Origin of the sequence: Edaphobacter aggregans DSM 19364 (genome assembly GCF_000745965.1) — a bacterium.
Lineage (GTDB): Bacteria > Acidobacteriota > Terriglobia > Terriglobales > Acidobacteriaceae > Edaphobacter > Edaphobacter aggregans.
Window position 1 is genome coordinate 31,923 of the sequence record NZ_JQKI01000048.1, and the last position, 17,448, is coordinate 49,370.

Genomic DNA, 17,448 nt, shown 5'->3' on the forward strand with positions numbered 1-17,448 from the left:
CGTCCGCTTGTGGGATCGTCGCAACATCGTTGGCTTCTAGCCGAGCGCTCAGAGCCTCGCGAACTCGCCCTGCTGCTGACTGCCGGAGTAGTTGACGCGCTATCGCGGCAAAGGCTTTGAGGAGATGGACACCGAGGCCGTGCTGCAGCGGAAGGCCAGCATCGCGCTGATCGATGAACTGGCGCATATCAACATCCCCGGCTCGGATCGTGTCAAACGATGGGAAGATGTTCAGATTCTGTTGGATGCCGGGATCGAGGTTTGGACCACGATGAATGTAACGCAAAGATCTCCGTTGAAAGGATCTTTAACCCGTGCACGGAAAGCATCAAAGGACAGCTTGTAGATCTACTCTTTGGATAGAAGGCGCCGTACGCTCTCTTCGAGCTTTTCGGTCAGTTGCGCGGCCTCTGCACCTTCCTCGACGGCAATAGCCTCGCCTACATGCACCTCCAGCTGCCCTGAACGGAACCATCGGGTCCTGCCTCCGCGCATCTCACCCAGCCCTATCAACGCTACCGGCAGCACGGGCACGCGCGATTGCTGCGCGAGGAGGCCGATCCCCGGCCTGAACGGGTGCAGCATCCCATCGGGACTCCGGGTCCCCTCTGGAAAGATTAGTACGGCGTATCCTCGATCCATTGCCTCGCCTGCATGCGCAAAACTCTTTCGGAACCCACGCAGACGGGGCAGAGGAAATACATTGAACAACGCTGTCACCAGCCAGTACGCAACCGGTGCGAGCAGGTTGTGCAGCCTGCTCTGCTGATTTTGCCCCCTCCGAAGATCCAGAAGCACCTCACCCGACATTGCAATTGCAACCCGTTGCCGCAGTCTTGCAGGCAGCGCGTATAAGACCAGTGCGCCGTCGTAGGCGGTCACATGATTCGCAATCACCAGCATTGGCGCGAGCGGCAGTTCTGCCGTCTCGCGCACTACCCGTGGCGCGGCGAGCAACCAGATCAGCGGACGCATCACGTGTTCGATAAAAGCAACGCGGACCGCACGAATCGGCCAACCCCACGGCCACCGTGGAAACAAAGGCTCAGGCGCATCTCGCTCTTTCGGGAGCGCCTTCTGGATTGGGGGCACAGACTCCGGCATTTCGGGGGGACTCGGCGAAGCACGACCGGCCTCCGCCGCGGTACGTGCTGGCTGCGACGGAAGCCCCGTCCCTTCCTTCCGCTCCAGCAACGCCCGCAGATCGCCCAGCGTTTCCACTCCGACAATGCGATCGTCCTCGAACTCCAGGCCCAACCGCTGCTCCAGCGCAGACTGCAACTGCACACGGCCCAGGCTATCCAGATGCAGGTCCTCCGACAGCCGTAGCCGGTCGTTGGCACCTGAGAGAGACTCGCCCGTGATCTCCGCAATCACGTTGAGCAGTACATCCGCTCCCCCGGTGCCCGAATCCCCTCGCTGCTGGCTGCTCAAGAGCGATGCGCAAGCCCACTCTGCCACCTCTCTGCGCAACAGTTTCCCCGTCGAGGTGTATGGGAACTGCAGATGAGGCCACCTCAGCGCTCGCCGAATGTGCTGATACTCCGCCAGCCCGCGGTTGGCTTGACCGACAAGTACATCAAGATCGGAATCGCTCCCCGAAAAGAGCGTGACTGCAACCGGCTCTGGGCCACCCATCATCTCGCACGGCACCACGACGCATCCGCGTACTCCGGGCAGTTTCGTCATCGCCTCTTCGAGATCTGCGGGGTGCACGTTCATCCCCGCGCCAGTGACGATCACTTCACCTTTTCTGCCGAGAAACCGCAGCTCGCCGGACTCATCTTTCACCGCCAGATCGCCGGTCGCCAGCCACTCGTCCCGGCGCGGACGCAATGTGCCTCCCTGCCACGTCGCGGCTGCCACCATGTCTCCGCGCACAAAGATCTCGCCTTCGTCGCTGATGCGAACCTCACGCCCCGGCAGAGCCTTACCGATTGTTCCGCGTCCGATACGAAATGGATGGTTGAGCGTCACAAGCGCGGTTGTCTCGGTCATGCCATAACCCTGAATCAGAGCGAAACCAAGCCTGTTCCAGAAATTTTCCAGATCGGCAGGCAATGTCGCTCCGCCCGAGATGACTGCCCAGAACTTCCACCCGAGAGCGCGATGCACCTGCCGGAAGCGCCACCACCGCTTCCAGACTGAGAGATCCTTTGCCCGTTCCAGGTCTCCTGCGAGCGAACCGTAACGCGCCAGCAGATGCGTCCTTAGCAGCTGCAAAACGCGCGGCACGGTGACCAGGACCGAAATACACTCACGATGTATAAGCTCCGTCATCCGCGACGGCTCAAGCTGTTCGCCAAAGTGGACCTCCGCCGCCAGCAGTGGAGGCGTCCACATGCCCATGAACTGCCCGAAGACATGGCTCAGCGGCAGGGTGTGTAGAAACCTCAGCGGATGCACCCACCGCTCGTACTTCAGGTATTTGGCGATCTCGGCCTCGATGGGCTGCAGGCTCGCAAGAACATTGCGGTGCGTCAGGACAACTCCCTTCGGTTCCGCAGTTGTGCCCGATGTAAAAATGATCTGAAACGGTGTCTGCCCGTTGACGGCATCGCTCACTGCGAACATCGGCGTAGTGGGCAGCTGTGCTTTTATTTCTGAGAGCAATAAGCGCGGAACATCGCTTTGCAGGGAAGCCAAGAGTCGGCGATCGCCCACGATCAGCTTCGCCGAAACATCTTTTACGACGCGGTTGGCGAACTCGGTCGAACCTGTCGCATCCAGTGGAACCGCGATCACTCCGCGCAGTAGGCAGCCGAAGAAGACGCCGAGCCACTCCGCGGAGTTCTCACCCCAGAGCACAACCCTGTCGCCCACGGCCACTCCGCGCCGCTCGAGTTCGGCCGCTGACCGGCCTGCAAGCTCTGCGAGCTCACCATACGTTGTCGGATAGCGCCGATTGCCGCGATGAGCCACCACCGCAGTCTCCGCAGCGTGCCGGCGAAAGTCCTCAACAAGGCTGGCCAGATGAAATCGCACTCCGCCATCATAGATGTCTATCTCGTTGCAGGCATGATTATCGGCGCCGTTTCAGGCATGGTCGGCATCGGAGGCGGCTCCTTCTTATCCCGGCTCTGGTCTACTTGGACTCGCAAGGGACAGAAGAATACGACCCGGAATCAGGTATGACGATCATGCCGGCACACGTGAACGGCATCGCAAAATGAGTAATGTTTGACGACGACCGCTTCAGCAAACTGAAGCAAATTCAACAGCCGTGTTCGGTCATCAACGAGTACAAAACCGTGCCTCGTTGCGTGAGTGGACCATTGTCTATTCACTTACGTAGACATTCTGATGAGCGGTCTTCGTCATGGATGTTGGGCCTTCGGTATGACCGTGTCGACCGTCTGCTTGCATGAAACTGCTTCTGTAGACTCATTGTGCGGGGTAGCTGACAGACCGCCTTCGAAGGCGCAGTTGAGCCGACTGATATAACTGACACTTGCGAGACGCCTAATTTCGCCTTACTCTGTTACCGTTCCTTGCGCCCCTTTTTGTACTAAGGCTGACAGCAAAGACCGAACAACTTGTTGAGCCTCCCTGAGTACTCGACCTGTCGGCCCGTTAACTCCTACCTGTGAAAGGAGGCATCGTCGGTCCAAACCAACGAAGAGCAATTTCTCGGAGTATCTCGGGATCAACTGCGAATCCACTTTCGACGTCAATTCGAAGTTATTACCCCGCCGGCGTCGCCGCGCGCGATAGATGATGCATAACGGCCCGACCGGTGGTAACTCAACAAGGAAAGGATGCAAACATGACTCGTGGACTCTCTCTACATATTGCTTTGAATGAAGTTGATCCAAACAGCTATGAAGGCTGGGACGGAAAGCTCGTAGCCTGCGAAAACGATGCCGATAGCATGCAGAAGATCGCTTCTTCGCTTGGGTACGACACCCAAAAATTGATCACTCCCAAGGCAACGCGCTCGGCAGTCATTGAAGCGATCTCAGAAGCTTCCCGGAAATTGGAACGGGATGACATCTTCTTGCTTACATACTCAGGCCATGGGGGCCAAGTTCCTGATACTAACAGCGATGAACCGGATAGGAAGGATGAAACCTGGGTCCTTTACGACGGTGAACTCGTAGACGATGAGTTACACGTGCTTTATACGCAGTTTAATCCCGGCGTTAGGATCTTTGTCCTCTCGGACAGCTGTCACAGCGGTACAGTCACTCGTGCGATGTACGAGCGTACTGCGCCCATTGAAGCGGAGTTCGGTGTTAGGCCTAGTTCAGTGTTTCGCTCGAAGTTGATCCCACATGAAGTTCAAGCGAAAGTGACCGAGTCCCGCAAGAAAATGTTCGAAGGAATCCAGAATGACACAAAAGCTGCCCTCAAGCGGTCACCGGAATCGACGGTATTGCTTATATCGGGATGCCAAGACAATCAGCTTTCGTCAGACGGGGATGTAAACGGCCTGTTCACCGAAGCCTTACTAAGGGCCTGGAACAACGGAAATTTCAAACAGGACTATCGTCACTTCCAGAAAGCGATCAAACTGCACATGCCACCTTCGCAGCAACCGAACTACTTCATTGTTGGTGCTGCGAATAAGCTTTTTGAACACCAACGGCCCTTCACTATCACGACGAGTTCCGCGGCCACCCGCATATCCGCAGCCTAAGTTGGACCACTTCCGACGCTGGGGCTACCTGATTTGAAGAGGTAGTACGAAGCCTGATCCCTGCCATGAGTCGTTGAAAGGAAATCCTTTCCGCTTCTGAACTGAAACCGTTACCCCTGCAGCAGGCCAGCCTTGGTCAGGTACTGGGCAGCGCGGGATATGTCACCTGAGCGGGTACGAGGAACAGCGGCCCACGCGCGCAGCGACATCTTCGCCCTCGGCCTGATTCTCTACGAGATGCTCATCGGCCGCGCGCTCGTCGCGCTCGAGGACGGGGTTGTCTACCACATATATTCCGCATATTCGCGCGGAGTGGACAGCCTCTGGGGTATGTACCAGTGGCTCGATCGCGCCCCCCAAGTCGCGTTACGAGACCGGCGTCTGGTGGCAGCGACACAACGAGTACGACAAGCGCTGAGCGATGTCGTGGTTGTCGTGGCGCAACTGCGGGACGGAGATCTCACGACGCATGGCTTCCGAGCGAGCTTTTCCCCGAGCCTCAGTTCCACGATGCTTCCTCAGTCGCTTGTAACGATGTTGGCGAAGACGCCTGCACTGCGGGCGACAGCGATTGTAAAGCCCTCGACCTCGCGTTCAAGGCAGGCGCGGATACTGTACAAAAAAGCCGGTAAGCTCCCGAGTGGTCGACAATCCAGATTCTGAAAAGCACACTCTGACCTTCGGTCGCCTACGACCGGGTGATGTGAAAGCGCCAGCAGCCGCGGTGCTGCTGAACTACAATGTTGTGCCAGACAGCTACAGAGGCTTGCTGAGGGCCGGGTGCGTAAGTAGCTCGAAAGGGTTTCTATGAAGCTGAAATGGTTTCTCTCTTCATATCTTCTGGCCTTCACTTCGCTCGCTCTGGGACAGAGTTCCGTAGCAAAGAGGTCCTTTGCACTGGACGGATCCAGACTGGTTGACCTGACCCACAGTTTTGATCAAAGCACCATCTACTGGCCGAATGCCGAAGCCTTTCACTGGGAGAAAGAGCGTTGGGGCAAGACTAAGGCAGGCACGTGGTATGCCGCTGGCAGATATGCTGCGAGTGAGCATGGCGGTACCCATATCGACAGCCCTATCCATTTCGCGGAAGGCAAAGCGACTGTGGACGAGATCCCACTTTCGAGCCTCGTTGGTCCTGCCGTCGTTGTGGACGTGACCAAAAAGTGCGAACACGATCCGGACTATCAGATCTCTGCGGCAGACATCCAGCGATGGGAGCGCGTTCACGGACGCATCCCAAAAGGCGCCATCGTGTTGCTCCGCACGGGTTGGGGAAAATTCTGGCTCGACAAAAATCGCTACATGGGCACTGATGTTCCGCACGACATTACCCACTTGCATTTTCCAGGTCTTTCGCGTGAAGCCGCGCTGTACCTGACGAAACACACAGCTATCGGAGGCATTGGCATCGATACGGCCAGCCTGGATCCAGGGGCTTCAGGTGACTTCATTGCGCACCAGATCATCAACGGCGCAAACCTATACGGGCTGGAGAACCTCTCGAACCTCGAACGGCTACCCGAGCAGGGAGCTTGGGTTCTCGCACTGCCGATGAAAATCACGGGTGGTAGTGGCGCTCCGACACGAGTCATCGCGGTGCTCCCATAGATTGTTCTCTGGGGGCAACCACACGAACCCTGCCGAGCAGCAACTATGTAGGAATCGATGCACCATTGCTGACTAGCCAGCAGAACGAACTAGCCCGGAAAATTCACGAAGGAACAGCAACGGAAGGCCTCATCTGCTACAAACATGTTGTCAAGACAGTGTTTGAAGAAGCAGAAGAGGCCTTCGCGTGTCAGAGGTTAGCCCAACAGAGCGTTTGTTGTTTCCGGATATTTTCGATAAGCCGACGGTGGTGGCCTTCGATCAGCGTCAGAGCAGTTCCGATGGGGGAGCCGTGCTGCTGCGGGCGGCCGAGCGGGGCTATGGGTTGATCTCCGGCATGGCTGGCTGCCTGCGCGATGAACGCACGCTGGGAAGGTCGATCATTCGTTGCGAGATCTGTTTGCGCAGCGCGTGTTCTCGATTGCCTGCGGCTATCCCGATGCCAACGACTCGGCCCGTCTCGGGGCCGATCCCATTCACAAAATGCTGCTGGACCGTGATCCGGTTACGGGAGTTGATCTGGCCTCGCAGCCTACGCTGTCGCGCTTTGAAAACTCTGTCGGACCCAGGCAACTCTATCGTCTGGGCGAGGCGTTGGCGAGCAGCGTGATCGGGCGTCATGCCCAGCGGTTGCACCACCGTGCCCGCCTGGTGACCATCGATCTGGATCCGACCGACGATGGCCATAATCATCCGCGACCGTGGGAGGTGTATTATATCCCATTATGAGTTCGTCTGCAACACCTGCAAAAACATCTCTCTAAGACCCTCATCATCGCAGAGCATGACACGGAAAGATCACGTGCCCTCAATTGTGGCAGTCGCGAGGTAGAACAACCCTGGTCTGCCTTCTCTACCCTCACTTCGAAGAAGAGCGCCTGAACACAACAGCACGAGGAGTTGCGCATGCACTTCGATAAATTTTCCTTCGGTACCCTCCGAATCGACGGCACCTACAAGCAGGATGCGGTGATCGACCGCGGAGTAATCCGCAAACGCAAGAAGACACCCTCCAAGAAATTCCGTGACGAGTTTGGGCATGCGCCCCGGTCTATCGAAGAAAAGATTCCCTGGAAATGCCACCGGCTAGTGATCGGCTCCGGAGCGTACGGCCGCTTGCCAGTTATGAAGGAAGTGAAACGTGAGGCGGAACGCCGACAATCGAATTGGTCATCGTGCCGACCAAGGAGGTCATCCGGTTAATCGAAAGGGAGTCAGCCGCAAACGCCATTCTTCACGTGACCTGTTAGAAGACTCGACAGAGACCAGCGATTGACGCCTGTTAAGGGCGGGTTATTCTCTGCCAGGCATTCACAGCCGCCTCGGCAAAAGGGCAGGGACAGGGTGAGATATTCCGCCCAGGGATCACCAAAATGCGAACGGGTCCACGCTTCCGGCAGAGCCGGTGTTAAATCCCCTGCAGCCGCCGATTGAAATAAGATGGGGCTCGGCGTAGCATTTTGTTCTGGCAGATATCTGCCAGATGGAGGTGAGTCATGCCAACTATGAAAGAATTCACCGTCCACTTGGAAGATCGCCCCGGCACTCTGGGCAAGCTCTGCCGGGCCCTCTCTGACCAAGGTGTGAACATCGTCGCATTCCAGTCGAATCCAGACGAAAAGGGCAAGAGCACGTTCCGGCTCGTGACAGACAACCCCAACGCAACGGAAGCGGTGCTGGAATCCGAGCACACTACCCACACGGAAACACAGGTAGCGGAAGCGAAACTCCCGAACCGTTCCGGGGCGCTGGCCGGCGCGGCCGCGAAACTCGGTGAAGGAAACATCAACATCAACTATGCCTATGCTGGAATCGAACCGGGAACGAACGCGCCGGTGGTGATTTTCGGGGTTGCGGACGCCGGCCAGGCATCGAAGATCCTCGACCAGGTAGCCGCCGCAGCCGCATAGGATTCTTCAGTTTTGCCAAAGCCCAGGCATTCCCGCCTGGGCTTCTCTTTTGCCCCGACTCTTAATCGACTGAATCAACAAGCGCATGTTGTTTGATGGGTAGTAGGTTCAGTCGGCTTATCGGAGGTCGCGCGCTGATTGTGAACGCTCGCGTGTGGGACCTCACGCGAGAGAACCTCTTCCGTTGCGCTCGCGCTGGCGCAACTTCCTGTAAATCGGGTCCAGGCGTTTCCGGTAGAGATCGACAGTATTTCCATGCCTGCCGCACTCATTTCTCCCGAGTGACGGGCACACCGCACGTTATCGGATAGGGGAACGGTTGCCGACTCTTCGGGAGCTTGCACATGATCGCCACCTTCCAGGGCAGCCGCGTAAGCCGCCTTATCCGCTCGAAGGAACCTGGACAATCGGCGCTACTTCAGTTCCGAGCAACTCGATTGAGCGCTTCATTGCAGCAGTTTCGAGCGATGCCGAACTCATTTGGAAAGTGATACGGTTGACGCCGCCGAGCGCATCGCTAGCATCGAGCATCTTGCTGGCAACGGTCGCTGGATCACCGATCAAGAAGGCGCCTTCCGGACCACACATTGCATCGAACTGCTGACGCGTGGGTGCTGACCAACCCCGCTCGCGACCGATCGTCGCGACCATATATGCCCGGCCCGGGAAGAAAGCGTCCTTGGCGTTTGCGGTGCTCTCTCCGACAAAGCCCATCGCGTGGACTCCGACTGTGAGTTGCTCAGCGGCGTATCCGGCTCGCAGCCCACTCTCGCGGTAAAGATCGACGAGGGGTCGGAAACGCTTGAAACTGCCGCCGATGATCGCGACCATAAGTGGAAGGCCGAGTGTGCCGGCCCGAGCGAAGGATTCGGGTGAGCCGCCGACGCCGAGCCAAACCGGGAGGCGCTCCTGATGGGGCCGGGGGAAAACGCCCTGCCCCGTGAGCGCCGGACGATAGCGCCCATGCCACGTAGGATGAGCCGTCTCGCGAAGCTTGAGAAAGAGGTCGAGTTTCTCCGCAAAGAGCGCGTCATAGTCGCGTGTCTGGAAACCGAACAACGGATAGGCCTCGCCGAAAGAGCCCCGGCCAACGACAATCTCAGCACGGCCTTCCGAGATGAGATCGAGGGTAGCGAACTCCTGAAACACGCGCACAGGGTCGGCGGCGCTCAATACCGTGACCGCGCTCGTGAGGCGGATGGTCTTGGTGCGAGCAGCTGCAGCCGCCAAGATGATGGCTGGGGCGGAATCCAGAAATTCGGCACGGTGGTGTTCGCCCATGCCGAAGACGTCGAGCCCAACTCGATCAGCGACCTCGATCTCTTCAAGAAGATCGGCCATGCGATCGGTTCCCGAAGGTGGCTTGCCCGTCCTAGGATCGGGGAGGATTGCTGCAAAACTGTCGATGCCGATTTCCATAATGGTCCCCTTGCAGAGTCTTTGGTGGCGAAAGCTTGGTTGTTTGGTAGCAACCTTCGCTGTTGGAGAAGCAAATACCAAAACTTATATGTTGTCCATACCTTGGCATAATCCACGTCTCGCCCCGCAGGTGATGCTTGGGTCAGAAATGAGCCGACAAAGAAGTGCCCGTAGTTAAAGACACGATCCTAACGGTGGCCCTCTTGTTCGCCCAATTCTTCGGCGCGTCTTCCGATTCTCTTGAGCACTTCTTCCATCTGGCGCTGCTCCTCGGGCGAGACATCCTGAAATGCACGTTGGATGAGAGCGGCGTGCTGGCGGAAGATCGGAACGAATACCCGGCGTCCCTTCTCCGTAAGCGAAACAGTGCGAACACGGCGATCGCTCTCGCTTTCTACACGACTGACCAACCCTTTCTTGTAGAGTCGATCGACTGCGACGCTGACAGATCCGGGGTTGAGGTCTACCTTCGGGCCAATGGCGTTAACGGGCATCGGCCCTTTGTGCAGTAGAACGTCAAGGACCCGGAAATCCGAGTCCCCCAGGCCCTCCTTAAGAATGGGAGGGAGAGCAAAGTGACGGACCGCCAGGAAAGCCTTCATCATAATGAGCCAGGTGTGAATCGCTTCCGGCGTTTTTCCGTCATCCATAAAAATGAATCCCTCCCCAGTATAGTCGACATCAGATATATCGATATAGATAGAAGCGACACCGATATTAATGCTGGAAGAGCGCAAATCGATGTCGACTTTACTTCGTATCGAGTTCAGAAGCGGCAAGTCGCCGCGGAAGGAGAAAACAATGAAGGTTCTTGTTACAGGTGCAACGGGCACGGTAGGCGGCGAGGTAGTCAAGGCGCTTCTTCAGCGCGGAGCGGATGTGCGGGCTTTGACCCGCAAGCAGCCCAAGCCAGGTACGTTTCCTGGCGCGGTAGAGATCGCGCTCGGCGACCTGAGTGATCCGGTCTCAGTAGCGGAAGCGATCAAGGGTGTCGACGAGTTGTTCCTGCTGATTGGCAATGTCGCCGATGAGTTCACGCAAGCTCTTATCGCTTATGGCTTGGCGAAGAAGGCTGGTCTGAAGCATGTGACGTACCTCTCAGTCTTTAAGGCGGATCAGTTTCTCGACGTGCCGCATTTCGCTGCGAAGTATTCCGTCGAGGAAGCGATTCGTGTAGGCGGGATGCCTTATACGATTCTGCGGCCAGGGTACTTCGTTCAGAATGAGCGCCAGCTCAAGCCTATGTTAACCGGACCCGGCGTATATCCGGTTCCCGCGGGGAACCAGGGTCTGGCCGTGGTGGATGTTCGCGACATTGCGGAAGCGGCCGCGATATCGCTGACAGAAGACGGCCACAAGGGAAAGACCTACGACCTGGTTTCGTCAGAGATGTTGCGTGGTCCGGATGCGGCAGCCACATGGTCGAAGCTGCTGGGCAAAGAGATCATTTACGCCGGACACGGAGACTTCGATGGCTTTGAAGCGCAACTGCGGAAAACTGGGAGTCCGAGTTGGCTGGCCTACGATCTTCGGGTCATGTTCCAGGGCTACGTCGAGCGTGGATTCAGCAACACGGAGGACCAGACGGCGCGCTTTGCGGCCTTGCTTGGGCACCAGCCGAGAACGTACAGCAGCTTCGCTGAAGAACTAGCAAAGGAGTGGGCTGCAGCGTAAGCCTTTGGTTAGGTTCACAAAACGCAATTTCAAACAAGGAGCAGAAAATGTCTACGACATCAAACACGGTAGCGATTCCGGCCGACGACCCACGACGGAATCTGGTGGTTCGAAACCCGGATGACAGCAATGCCCAGCATCTCGGAGTCGTGGGCGACACCTACACGATCCTGCTGTCCGGAACGGATACTGCAGGTCGATTCACCCTGATCGATATGCACGTTCCTCCCGGAGGCGGCCCTCCACCGCATCGTCATGATTTCGAGGAGACCTTTATTCTTCTCGACGGTGAACTGCAAGCTACTTTCCGAGGGGAGAAGCGTATTGCGCGCGCTGGAGAAACGATCCACATTCCAGCGAACGCTCCTCACCAATTCCATAACGTCTCGTCGAAGCCGGTGAGGATGCTTTGCATCTGCTCGCCGGCAGGTTATGAGGAGTTCTTCAAAGAGTTGGGAACAGCGGTTGCGACGCGTACCACTCCGCCTCCCAAGGTCGATGCAGCGCAGGAAGCAGCGTTCATCAAGACAGTAATTGAACTGGTTCAGAGGACGAGGTCCTTGTCAATTCGTAGCCCTCAATGTCAAATGGCCGCGGTTCATCCATCGTGGCCGTTGCGGATCATCTCAACAGCTGGAGTCGCTTTGGTGCGGAGGGCCGTTCTCGTTGGTTTAGCAACAAAAAGCCACTTGTCCGACGAGCCGACTATTCGGCCAAGTGCTCTGCGTTCCATGCTCGCTGAGCGCATTGGCGATTATGCATCAAATGACGCCGACTGGGCCCGCGTACCCACCTCTGCTGAATGCCGAATCACGCGGCATCCATGGGAGGGTTTGTTTCTGCGGGAGCCGCCGGTAAGGTAAAGTGGAACGTCGCGCCACCGCCGCCGTCGCCGTTGGCCCAGATCCGTCCGCCATGCGATTCAACGATCGACTTGCTGATTGCCAAGCCCATGCCGCTGCCTTGTGGTTTCGTAGTAAAGAACGCATCAAATATCTGGTCGGCCTTGCCCAGGGGTAGCCCGGGTCCTGTGTCATTTACAGAGATCTTGATCTGGCCGTCCTCGCCCAATTCTGACTTCACCGTAACCACGCCGCCCGTGTCCTTTATCGCCTCGATGCCATTCAGCATCAAGTTCATGAGCACCTGTTGAAGTTGCACTCGATCCGCCACGGTCATTGGAAGATCGTCTTTGATATCGGTGCGGATTGATACTCCGTGGCTTCTGGCTTCGCTTCTCAGCATCCCGGTCATTTCGCCTATTACCTCATTTATCGCGACCAACTCTCGTTTGGGAGGGGTCTTTTTGTACAACGATCGCAGACGGTTGATGATTTCCGAGGCAAGGGTGCCCGCCTCGATGATGCTTTCCGTCCCTTTGCGAACTTGCGTCAGATCGGGCGGGTCGCGCTGAAGCCATCGCAAAGATGCCTTGGCATTATTGGTTGTGGCCGTGATGGGCTGTGCGAGTTCGTGCGAGATGGAGGCGACCAGTTCTCCCATCGTGCTGACCCGGCTCGCATGGGTAAGATCCGCCTGGAGCCGTTCAGCATGTCTGCGATCTTCAATGTCGTTCGCCACTGCACACCACTTCACGATCTTGCCTCGGTTATCGCGCAGTGGCCGGGCGCGCGTCTGGAACCAACGATAGACTCCGTCCGATCCACGCCGAAGCCGCACTTCATAATCCAGCGGTTGGCCAGTCGTCCGCGACGCGAGCCATCGTTCGGTGACGCGCTTGAGATCGTCGGGGTGAATCGCCTTCTGCCAACCTGAACCTGAGGCCTGTTCCGAGCTCAAGCCGGTGTATTCAAGCCATCCCCTGTTAAAAAACGTGCGATTGCCATTGGGATCGGCAACGAAAGCCAGTGCTGGCATGGTTTCTACTGCGTCGCGGAATTTCTTCTCTTGCTCCTGCAACTGGTGAACACGCATTTGATAAACGGCCCAGAGCAGCGCAACTAAGGCTGCAAAGCACGACAAACGGAACCAGTAAGTTTGATAGTAGGCCGGGGCGACGTTCAAAGCGATCGCGGTTTCTGGCCCGTTCCACAGTCCCTCGCTGTTGCTGGCGACTAGCCGGAATCGATAGGAGCCGGGCCCAAGGTTCGTGTAAACGGCTTCTCGCGCTGCAACCGGCCGACTCCAGCTACGGTCGAAACTTTCAAGAAAATATCGAAAGCGAATCCGTTCGGGCGCCACGAGGCTCAGCCCCGTGTACTCAAATGTGATTCGCCTGGGAGATGGAGGAATTTGAACGGAGCTGGCGAGGTTCGCGGTGTTGTTATCGGCGGTGATCGCCTCGATGTGAGGCAGCGCGGGAACTGAATAGTCCGTGATCTGGGATGAATCAACAACCGACAAGCCGCTCCTGAGTGAAAACCAGATCCTGCCAGCTGAATCCGAGACCACCGATTGGCTCCGCTTCACTCCTTCAGTGCCCTCTAGACCGTCGGCTTGGTCATACTCGCGCGTATCGACTGCCTTCACAGCACCACTTAGCAGTTTGTCGCGCGGAACGCGCAAAACATGATCTGAGGTCGCGATCCAAAACCTTCCGCTCTTGTCCTCCGCCATTCCGACTATTTGTTCGCGCAAAACGTCGGGCGATTCATGAGGAACCTGAAAACGGTTAGAGGCAAAAAAGGCAAGACCGGCAGACGTTCCACTCCAAAGAGTTCCGGATGAATCCTCGAAAAGGCAGTTCACCTCTGGCGAAGGCAAACCCTCTACCGTTGTATAGGTTCTCCAATGGCCGTTTGAAGAAGAACTCAGCCCGCTAGGTGTGGCAAACCACATTGCACCATCGCGGGTTTCAAGGATGGACGAGACGGTATTCGAAGCGAGGCCGTTGGTCGTCGTGTAAGTGGTGAAGTGCCCATCTTTGAATTTGCTGACGCCGCCGTTTAGCGTGCCGGCCCAGACAGAACCATCGCGGCTTTCATAGACGGCATAGACGCTGTTTTGAGACAGTCCATTTGCCTCTGTATAGGTCTGGCTTCTTATCGCTCCATTCCGAATCTGTAGACGGGTGAGCCCGCCGCGTTGACGTCCGAGCCAAACCTCATCCCCACTTCCACTGATGGAATAAACGACATCATTTGCAGGTACCGCGGATATGACAGGTTGAACGCGGCCATTCTGGAGTACATACAGCTGACCCTGGGCGGGAGCGAACCAGGTGCGATTATCAGCGTCAACATAGATGGGTCCGTTGCGCTCAAGAGGAAGCCCCGTGGCTGTTGAATAGGTCACAAATGCACTGTCGCGGATGCGGCCCAAGCCTTGGGCGCCTCCAATCCAAAGATTTCCCTCTCGGTCCTCAAATAAAGCGTTAATGCCTCCATCCCCGCGAAGCTCCCTCTCTTCTGAGAACGAAGTACCTTTGGCATTGATACGCAGCAGTCCGCGTGCCGTGCCCACCCAGATATTTGAATCACGATCGCGCAGCATACTCAAGACATGGACACTGCCGAGCGATGACGGCAATTCAGCACGACGAAGGCCCTTGTCGTTCCCGTGATACAAGCCGTGGTCGGTCCCGACCCACAGCTCTTCATTACTGATCGGCAGCAGGCAATTGATCTTTCGGTCGGGCAATCCTGCGTCGATCTTGCCAGCTCGGCCATCTGCAAAAAGAAAGAGACCAGCGCCAAGCGTGCCCATCCAAATCTTGCCCTCGGCCGTTTCTGTCATAGAAATTACCGGTGAGGAGCCGGGTAAGACAGTGGGCGCTGCTAGTCTCTGAATCTCGTCTCCCTTGAAGCGGAAGGTGCCGTGGACGATGTCCGAAAGCAGTATTCCCCCGTTGCTGTCTTTTGAGACTGCAGTGATCTGGGAGGTGAGTGCTTCTGCACCGTATGTGACGTTCTCAAATTTGCCGTCTAGTTGACGCAGTACGTCGGTGCCCTGGGGACGCAGCCACAGCTTCCCGGCAGCATCCACAAGCAGTTGCAATATGGGAACCTTCGAAGCAGTGGTGTCGGACGTAAATGACACAAACTTGAAATTAAAACCGTCGAAACGTATTAGGCCCTTGTCGGTCCCAATCCAGAGGTATCCATCCGCAGTCTGCCCGATCGTGTTGACAGCCCCACCGGGAAATCTGCTCGCCCTAATCCATTCCTCGCGGACGTACTGCGATGGCAAGCGGTTGGGGTCGAGTCCACGTGCTTCATGGACGAGGCACAGTAGCACTATTCCGAAAAGGATCCATCGAATTGGCTTCAGCCAGAAAATCACGGAAGGTACTCGAATTTGTCAATTATGACCTCATTCTCGTTTTTCAGTGGGATCTGGCCCCTATGGAATACATATAAAGAGATACGCACCGATTCGCCACCCGGGGAAGGGACTCCCGAGGTAAACACATGCTGATTAATGAGGCGAGCGCTGCTCGAATTGGCCGAACCCGCTGTAGTCGAAAACGTTACCTGCCCGGGTTCCCAGCGAAACGAGTGTGTAAAGATACCGCTCGGCACCCGAAAGCGAACAATGTTAGCTGGAACGTAGTAGGGCTGGACGACATAGTGCGCATTGTCATTATCAATGTATCCCCAACGAGAAAGCTCAACGTCCAACTCGCGACGGTTCCGCTCCGAGCCAACACCGTCCCAGGTGACAAGAGTTAGGACAGCGGAGGGTTCGAGATGAGAAACATCGCGCACCTCGAAACGGTACGTTCCGTATCCCAGGCTGCGCGTAAGTTTCACCTCCGCCGCAGCCCACTTTCCCGGGCTTCCCGAGATGCGAAGATGCAGTGCACCTTTTTCGTCCGTCCAAACGTTCGCAGGATCGAAAAAGTTTCTTGACCCAGCGCGGAAAATCGGCCCGGTGCTCGTCGTCCACTCGTAACCGCTGAAGTTCAGTATCTTGGGCGACGGGAGTACCGGCGCGGGGCCTTCCCCGTTAACGACTGCCAGCGCCACCACGCCGTTGCCGGCGATCGGTAACGATTCAGTTTGGTCAGGCGGATTGTAGATTGGATCAACCAACAGGGCGGCATATTGTGTTCCCAGTTGAATCGAAGCTTTCCACCGGCCGTCAGGTTCGATATTCGTAAACGCCTGACTCGATCGCCCATACACGCCCCATCGTCCATCTGTCTTTGTGTACAACACGATTCGCTGCCCGGGTCGAGCCCCTGTGGCACGACCTTCGATTGTGTCTGTCTTGTAGTCACGACCCGGGAATATGTGTATCTTGTAGGGGCTCTCCTGATATGCCGCGGGGACCTTGCTGAAAGCAACAGTTGGAGCTGAATTTTTTGGTGAAGAGTGGCATCCGGTCAGCACAAAGTACACCAACAGCACTGAGAATGTTGCCGTACGTGCGACTATGTGCGAGCGCGACACCATCGATCTCCGTCACGGCGGGAAGAAAGCTGCAATCACAGCTCATTGGCGAGATTCGAGACAAACTCCACTCTGCAACTGCTACAAGGAGTTGCAGAGTGCTGCAACTCGCTGAGCCTAGTTTCCTTTGTGGTGATTGTACGCTAGGAACCTAAGGAAGCTCTGCGCAGGTTCCTGATTTGCGGGCGGCAAGCAGGTAGGTGTGTTGGGCAGGGTGTTTTTCAGCGATAGATCGCCGAAAGCGGCGGTTTTACTGCTTGACTCGGTGCCCTGCGAGGCCGTTTTCCGGCCTCTGGACACTACGCCCCCGAGCTCTGCCAGCCGTTTGCGGTGCAGATACAGATTCACCAGGGCGAAGTTCGCGCATAGCCGGTGATGGCTCTTCGCGATGCCTCTGTACCTCACCTTGTCGAAAGCCGAACACACGCTTCAGGATGCGGAACTGATGCGGGGTCAAGGGCGCCGTTTTTTGGCGTTCATCTTGACCCTTGACGCCGCTCCCCACGCGCATAAGCTCGGGCCGGGAACGAAGCTCAGGTGTTCTTTCTGAGCTTCGTTCCTTGACAGCGAGGTTCTTCGGGCCAGGGCTGCATGGGGTTGTTGGTTCAACTGCATCGTCGTTTGAAGCGTCGGGGGAACTCGCGTCCCCATCCATCTATCTACGGCCACTTCACTGCGGCCAGGATTACGGAGCCTGCCTCCCGCTTGCGCGGGAGGCAGGCTGCTCATTCAAGAGAACGGCCCCGAAGTGCGGCCATGTCAAGCCACGGGCTTGCCTGCGACGCGGTTACGCTGGCGAAGATCTCGGCCCTGGCTTCGCCGGCGCAACCTCCAGTAGAGG

The 17,448-nt window shown here is 57.0% G+C and carries 14 protein-coding genes and 2 pseudogenes; 9 read left to right on the plus strand and 7 right to left on the minus strand.

Translation table 11 applies throughout. The features are described from left to right. Positions 1–91: 91 nt before the first annotated feature. Complete coding sequence (locus tag Q363_RS18040; protein ID WP_035352899.1) at positions 92–346, plus strand: hypothetical protein; 255 nt, start codon at positions 92–94, stop codon at positions 344–346. Between the two features lie 2 nt (positions 347–348). Here the strand turns inward: Q363_RS18040 and Q363_RS18045 are convergent, their stop codons facing one another. Continuing rightward, complete coding sequence (locus tag Q363_RS18045; protein ID WP_035352901.1) at positions 349–2,985, minus strand: AMP-binding protein; 2,637 nt, start codon at positions 2,983–2,985, stop codon at positions 349–351. A gap of 781 nt (positions 2,986–3,766) precedes the next feature. Between Q363_RS18045 and Q363_RS18050 the strand changes: the two genes are divergently transcribed. The 6 genes and pseudogenes from Q363_RS18050 (at position 3,767) to Q363_RS18075 (ending at position 8,160) form a co-directional block, all read left to right on the plus strand. Then, complete coding sequence (locus Q363_RS18050) at positions 3,767–4,639, plus strand: caspase family protein (RefSeq protein ID WP_051978948.1); 873 nt, start codon at positions 3,767–3,769, stop codon at positions 4,637–4,639. A 159-nt stretch (positions 4,640–4,798) separates the two neighbouring features. Further along, on the plus strand, positions 4,799–5,302 hold the full coding sequence (locus Q363_RS42885; protein WP_211256238.1) for a DUF899 family protein: 504 nt from the start codon (positions 4,799–4,801) through the stop codon (positions 5,300–5,302). Positions 5,303–5,446: 144 nt separating this feature from the next. Then, complete coding sequence (locus Q363_RS18060; RefSeq protein WP_051978949.1) at positions 5,447–6,250, plus strand: cyclase family protein; 804 nt, start codon at positions 5,447–5,449, stop codon at positions 6,248–6,250. Between the two features lie 381 nt (positions 6,251–6,631). Then, positions 6,632–6,979 (plus strand): annotated as a pseudogene (locus tag Q363_RS38430) (transposase); the annotation flags it as partial. Between the two features lie 177 nt (positions 6,980–7,156). Further along, positions 7,157–7,453: a hypothetical protein gene (locus tag Q363_RS38435; RefSeq protein WP_211256239.1), complete on the plus strand. Its 297-nt coding sequence runs from the start codon at positions 7,157–7,159 to the stop codon at positions 7,451–7,453. A gap of 302 nt (positions 7,454–7,755) precedes the next feature. Further along, positions 7,756–8,160 (plus strand): ACT domain-containing protein, encoded by a 405-nt coding sequence (locus Q363_RS18075; protein WP_051978950.1) that lies wholly within the window; start codon positions 7,756–7,758, stop codon positions 8,158–8,160. Between the two features lie 381 nt (positions 8,161–8,541). On the opposite strand, the gene Q363_RS18080 is transcribed toward Q363_RS18075, so the two are convergent. Continuing rightward, positions 8,542–9,579: an LLM class flavin-dependent oxidoreductase gene (locus Q363_RS18080; protein WP_035352913.1), complete on the minus strand. Its 1,038-nt coding sequence runs from the start codon at positions 9,577–9,579 to the stop codon at positions 8,542–8,544. 188 nt (positions 9,580–9,767) lie between these two features. Beyond that, complete coding sequence (locus Q363_RS18085; protein ID WP_245632296.1) at positions 9,768–10,358, minus strand: MarR family winged helix-turn-helix transcriptional regulator; 591 nt, start codon at positions 10,356–10,358, stop codon at positions 9,768–9,770. Positions 10,359–10,380: 22 nt separating this feature from the next. Here Q363_RS18085 and Q363_RS18090 point away from each other — a divergent pair, with 22 nt between their 5' ends. Then, positions 10,381–11,253: an SDR family oxidoreductase gene (locus Q363_RS18090; protein ID WP_035352916.1), complete on the plus strand. Its 873-nt coding sequence runs from the start codon at positions 10,381–10,383 to the stop codon at positions 11,251–11,253. 59 nt (positions 11,254–11,312) lie between these two features. Here Q363_RS18090 and Q363_RS45880 read toward each other — a convergent pair whose 3' ends face one another. Further along, positions 11,313–11,633: a hypothetical protein gene (locus Q363_RS45880; RefSeq protein ID WP_035352919.1), complete on the minus strand. Its 321-nt coding sequence runs from the start codon at positions 11,631–11,633 to the stop codon at positions 11,313–11,315. Between Q363_RS45880 and Q363_RS45885 the strand changes: the two genes are divergently transcribed. After that, positions 11,529–12,116, plus strand: a complete 588-nt coding sequence (locus Q363_RS45885; RefSeq protein ID WP_342667427.1) for a cupin domain-containing protein — start codon at positions 11,529–11,531, stop codon at positions 12,114–12,116. The two genes, Q363_RS45880 and Q363_RS45885, sit on opposite strands and share 105 nt — an antisense overlap. On the opposite strand, the gene Q363_RS18105 is transcribed toward Q363_RS45885, so the two are convergent. From Q363_RS18105 to Q363_RS40725, 3 genes and pseudogenes are all read right to left on the minus strand, one after another. After that, positions 12,064–15,450 carry a two-component regulator propeller domain-containing protein gene (locus Q363_RS18105; protein WP_157467099.1) on the minus strand — a complete coding sequence of 1,129 codons (3,387 nt, stop codon included), beginning with the start codon at positions 15,448–15,450 and terminating at the stop codon, positions 12,064–12,066. The genes Q363_RS45885 and Q363_RS18105 overlap by 53 nt on opposite strands. 41 nt (positions 15,451–15,491) lie before the next feature. Then, a complete protein-coding gene (locus Q363_RS18110; protein ID WP_245632297.1) occupies positions 15,492–16,373 on the minus strand; it encodes a LamG domain-containing protein in 882 nt (293 codons plus the stop codon). A 552-nt stretch (positions 16,374–16,925) separates the two neighbouring features. Next, a pseudogene (locus Q363_RS40725) lies at positions 16,926–17,049 on the minus strand (IS5/IS1182 family transposase); the annotation flags it as partial. Positions 17,050–17,448: the final 399 nt, after the last annotated feature.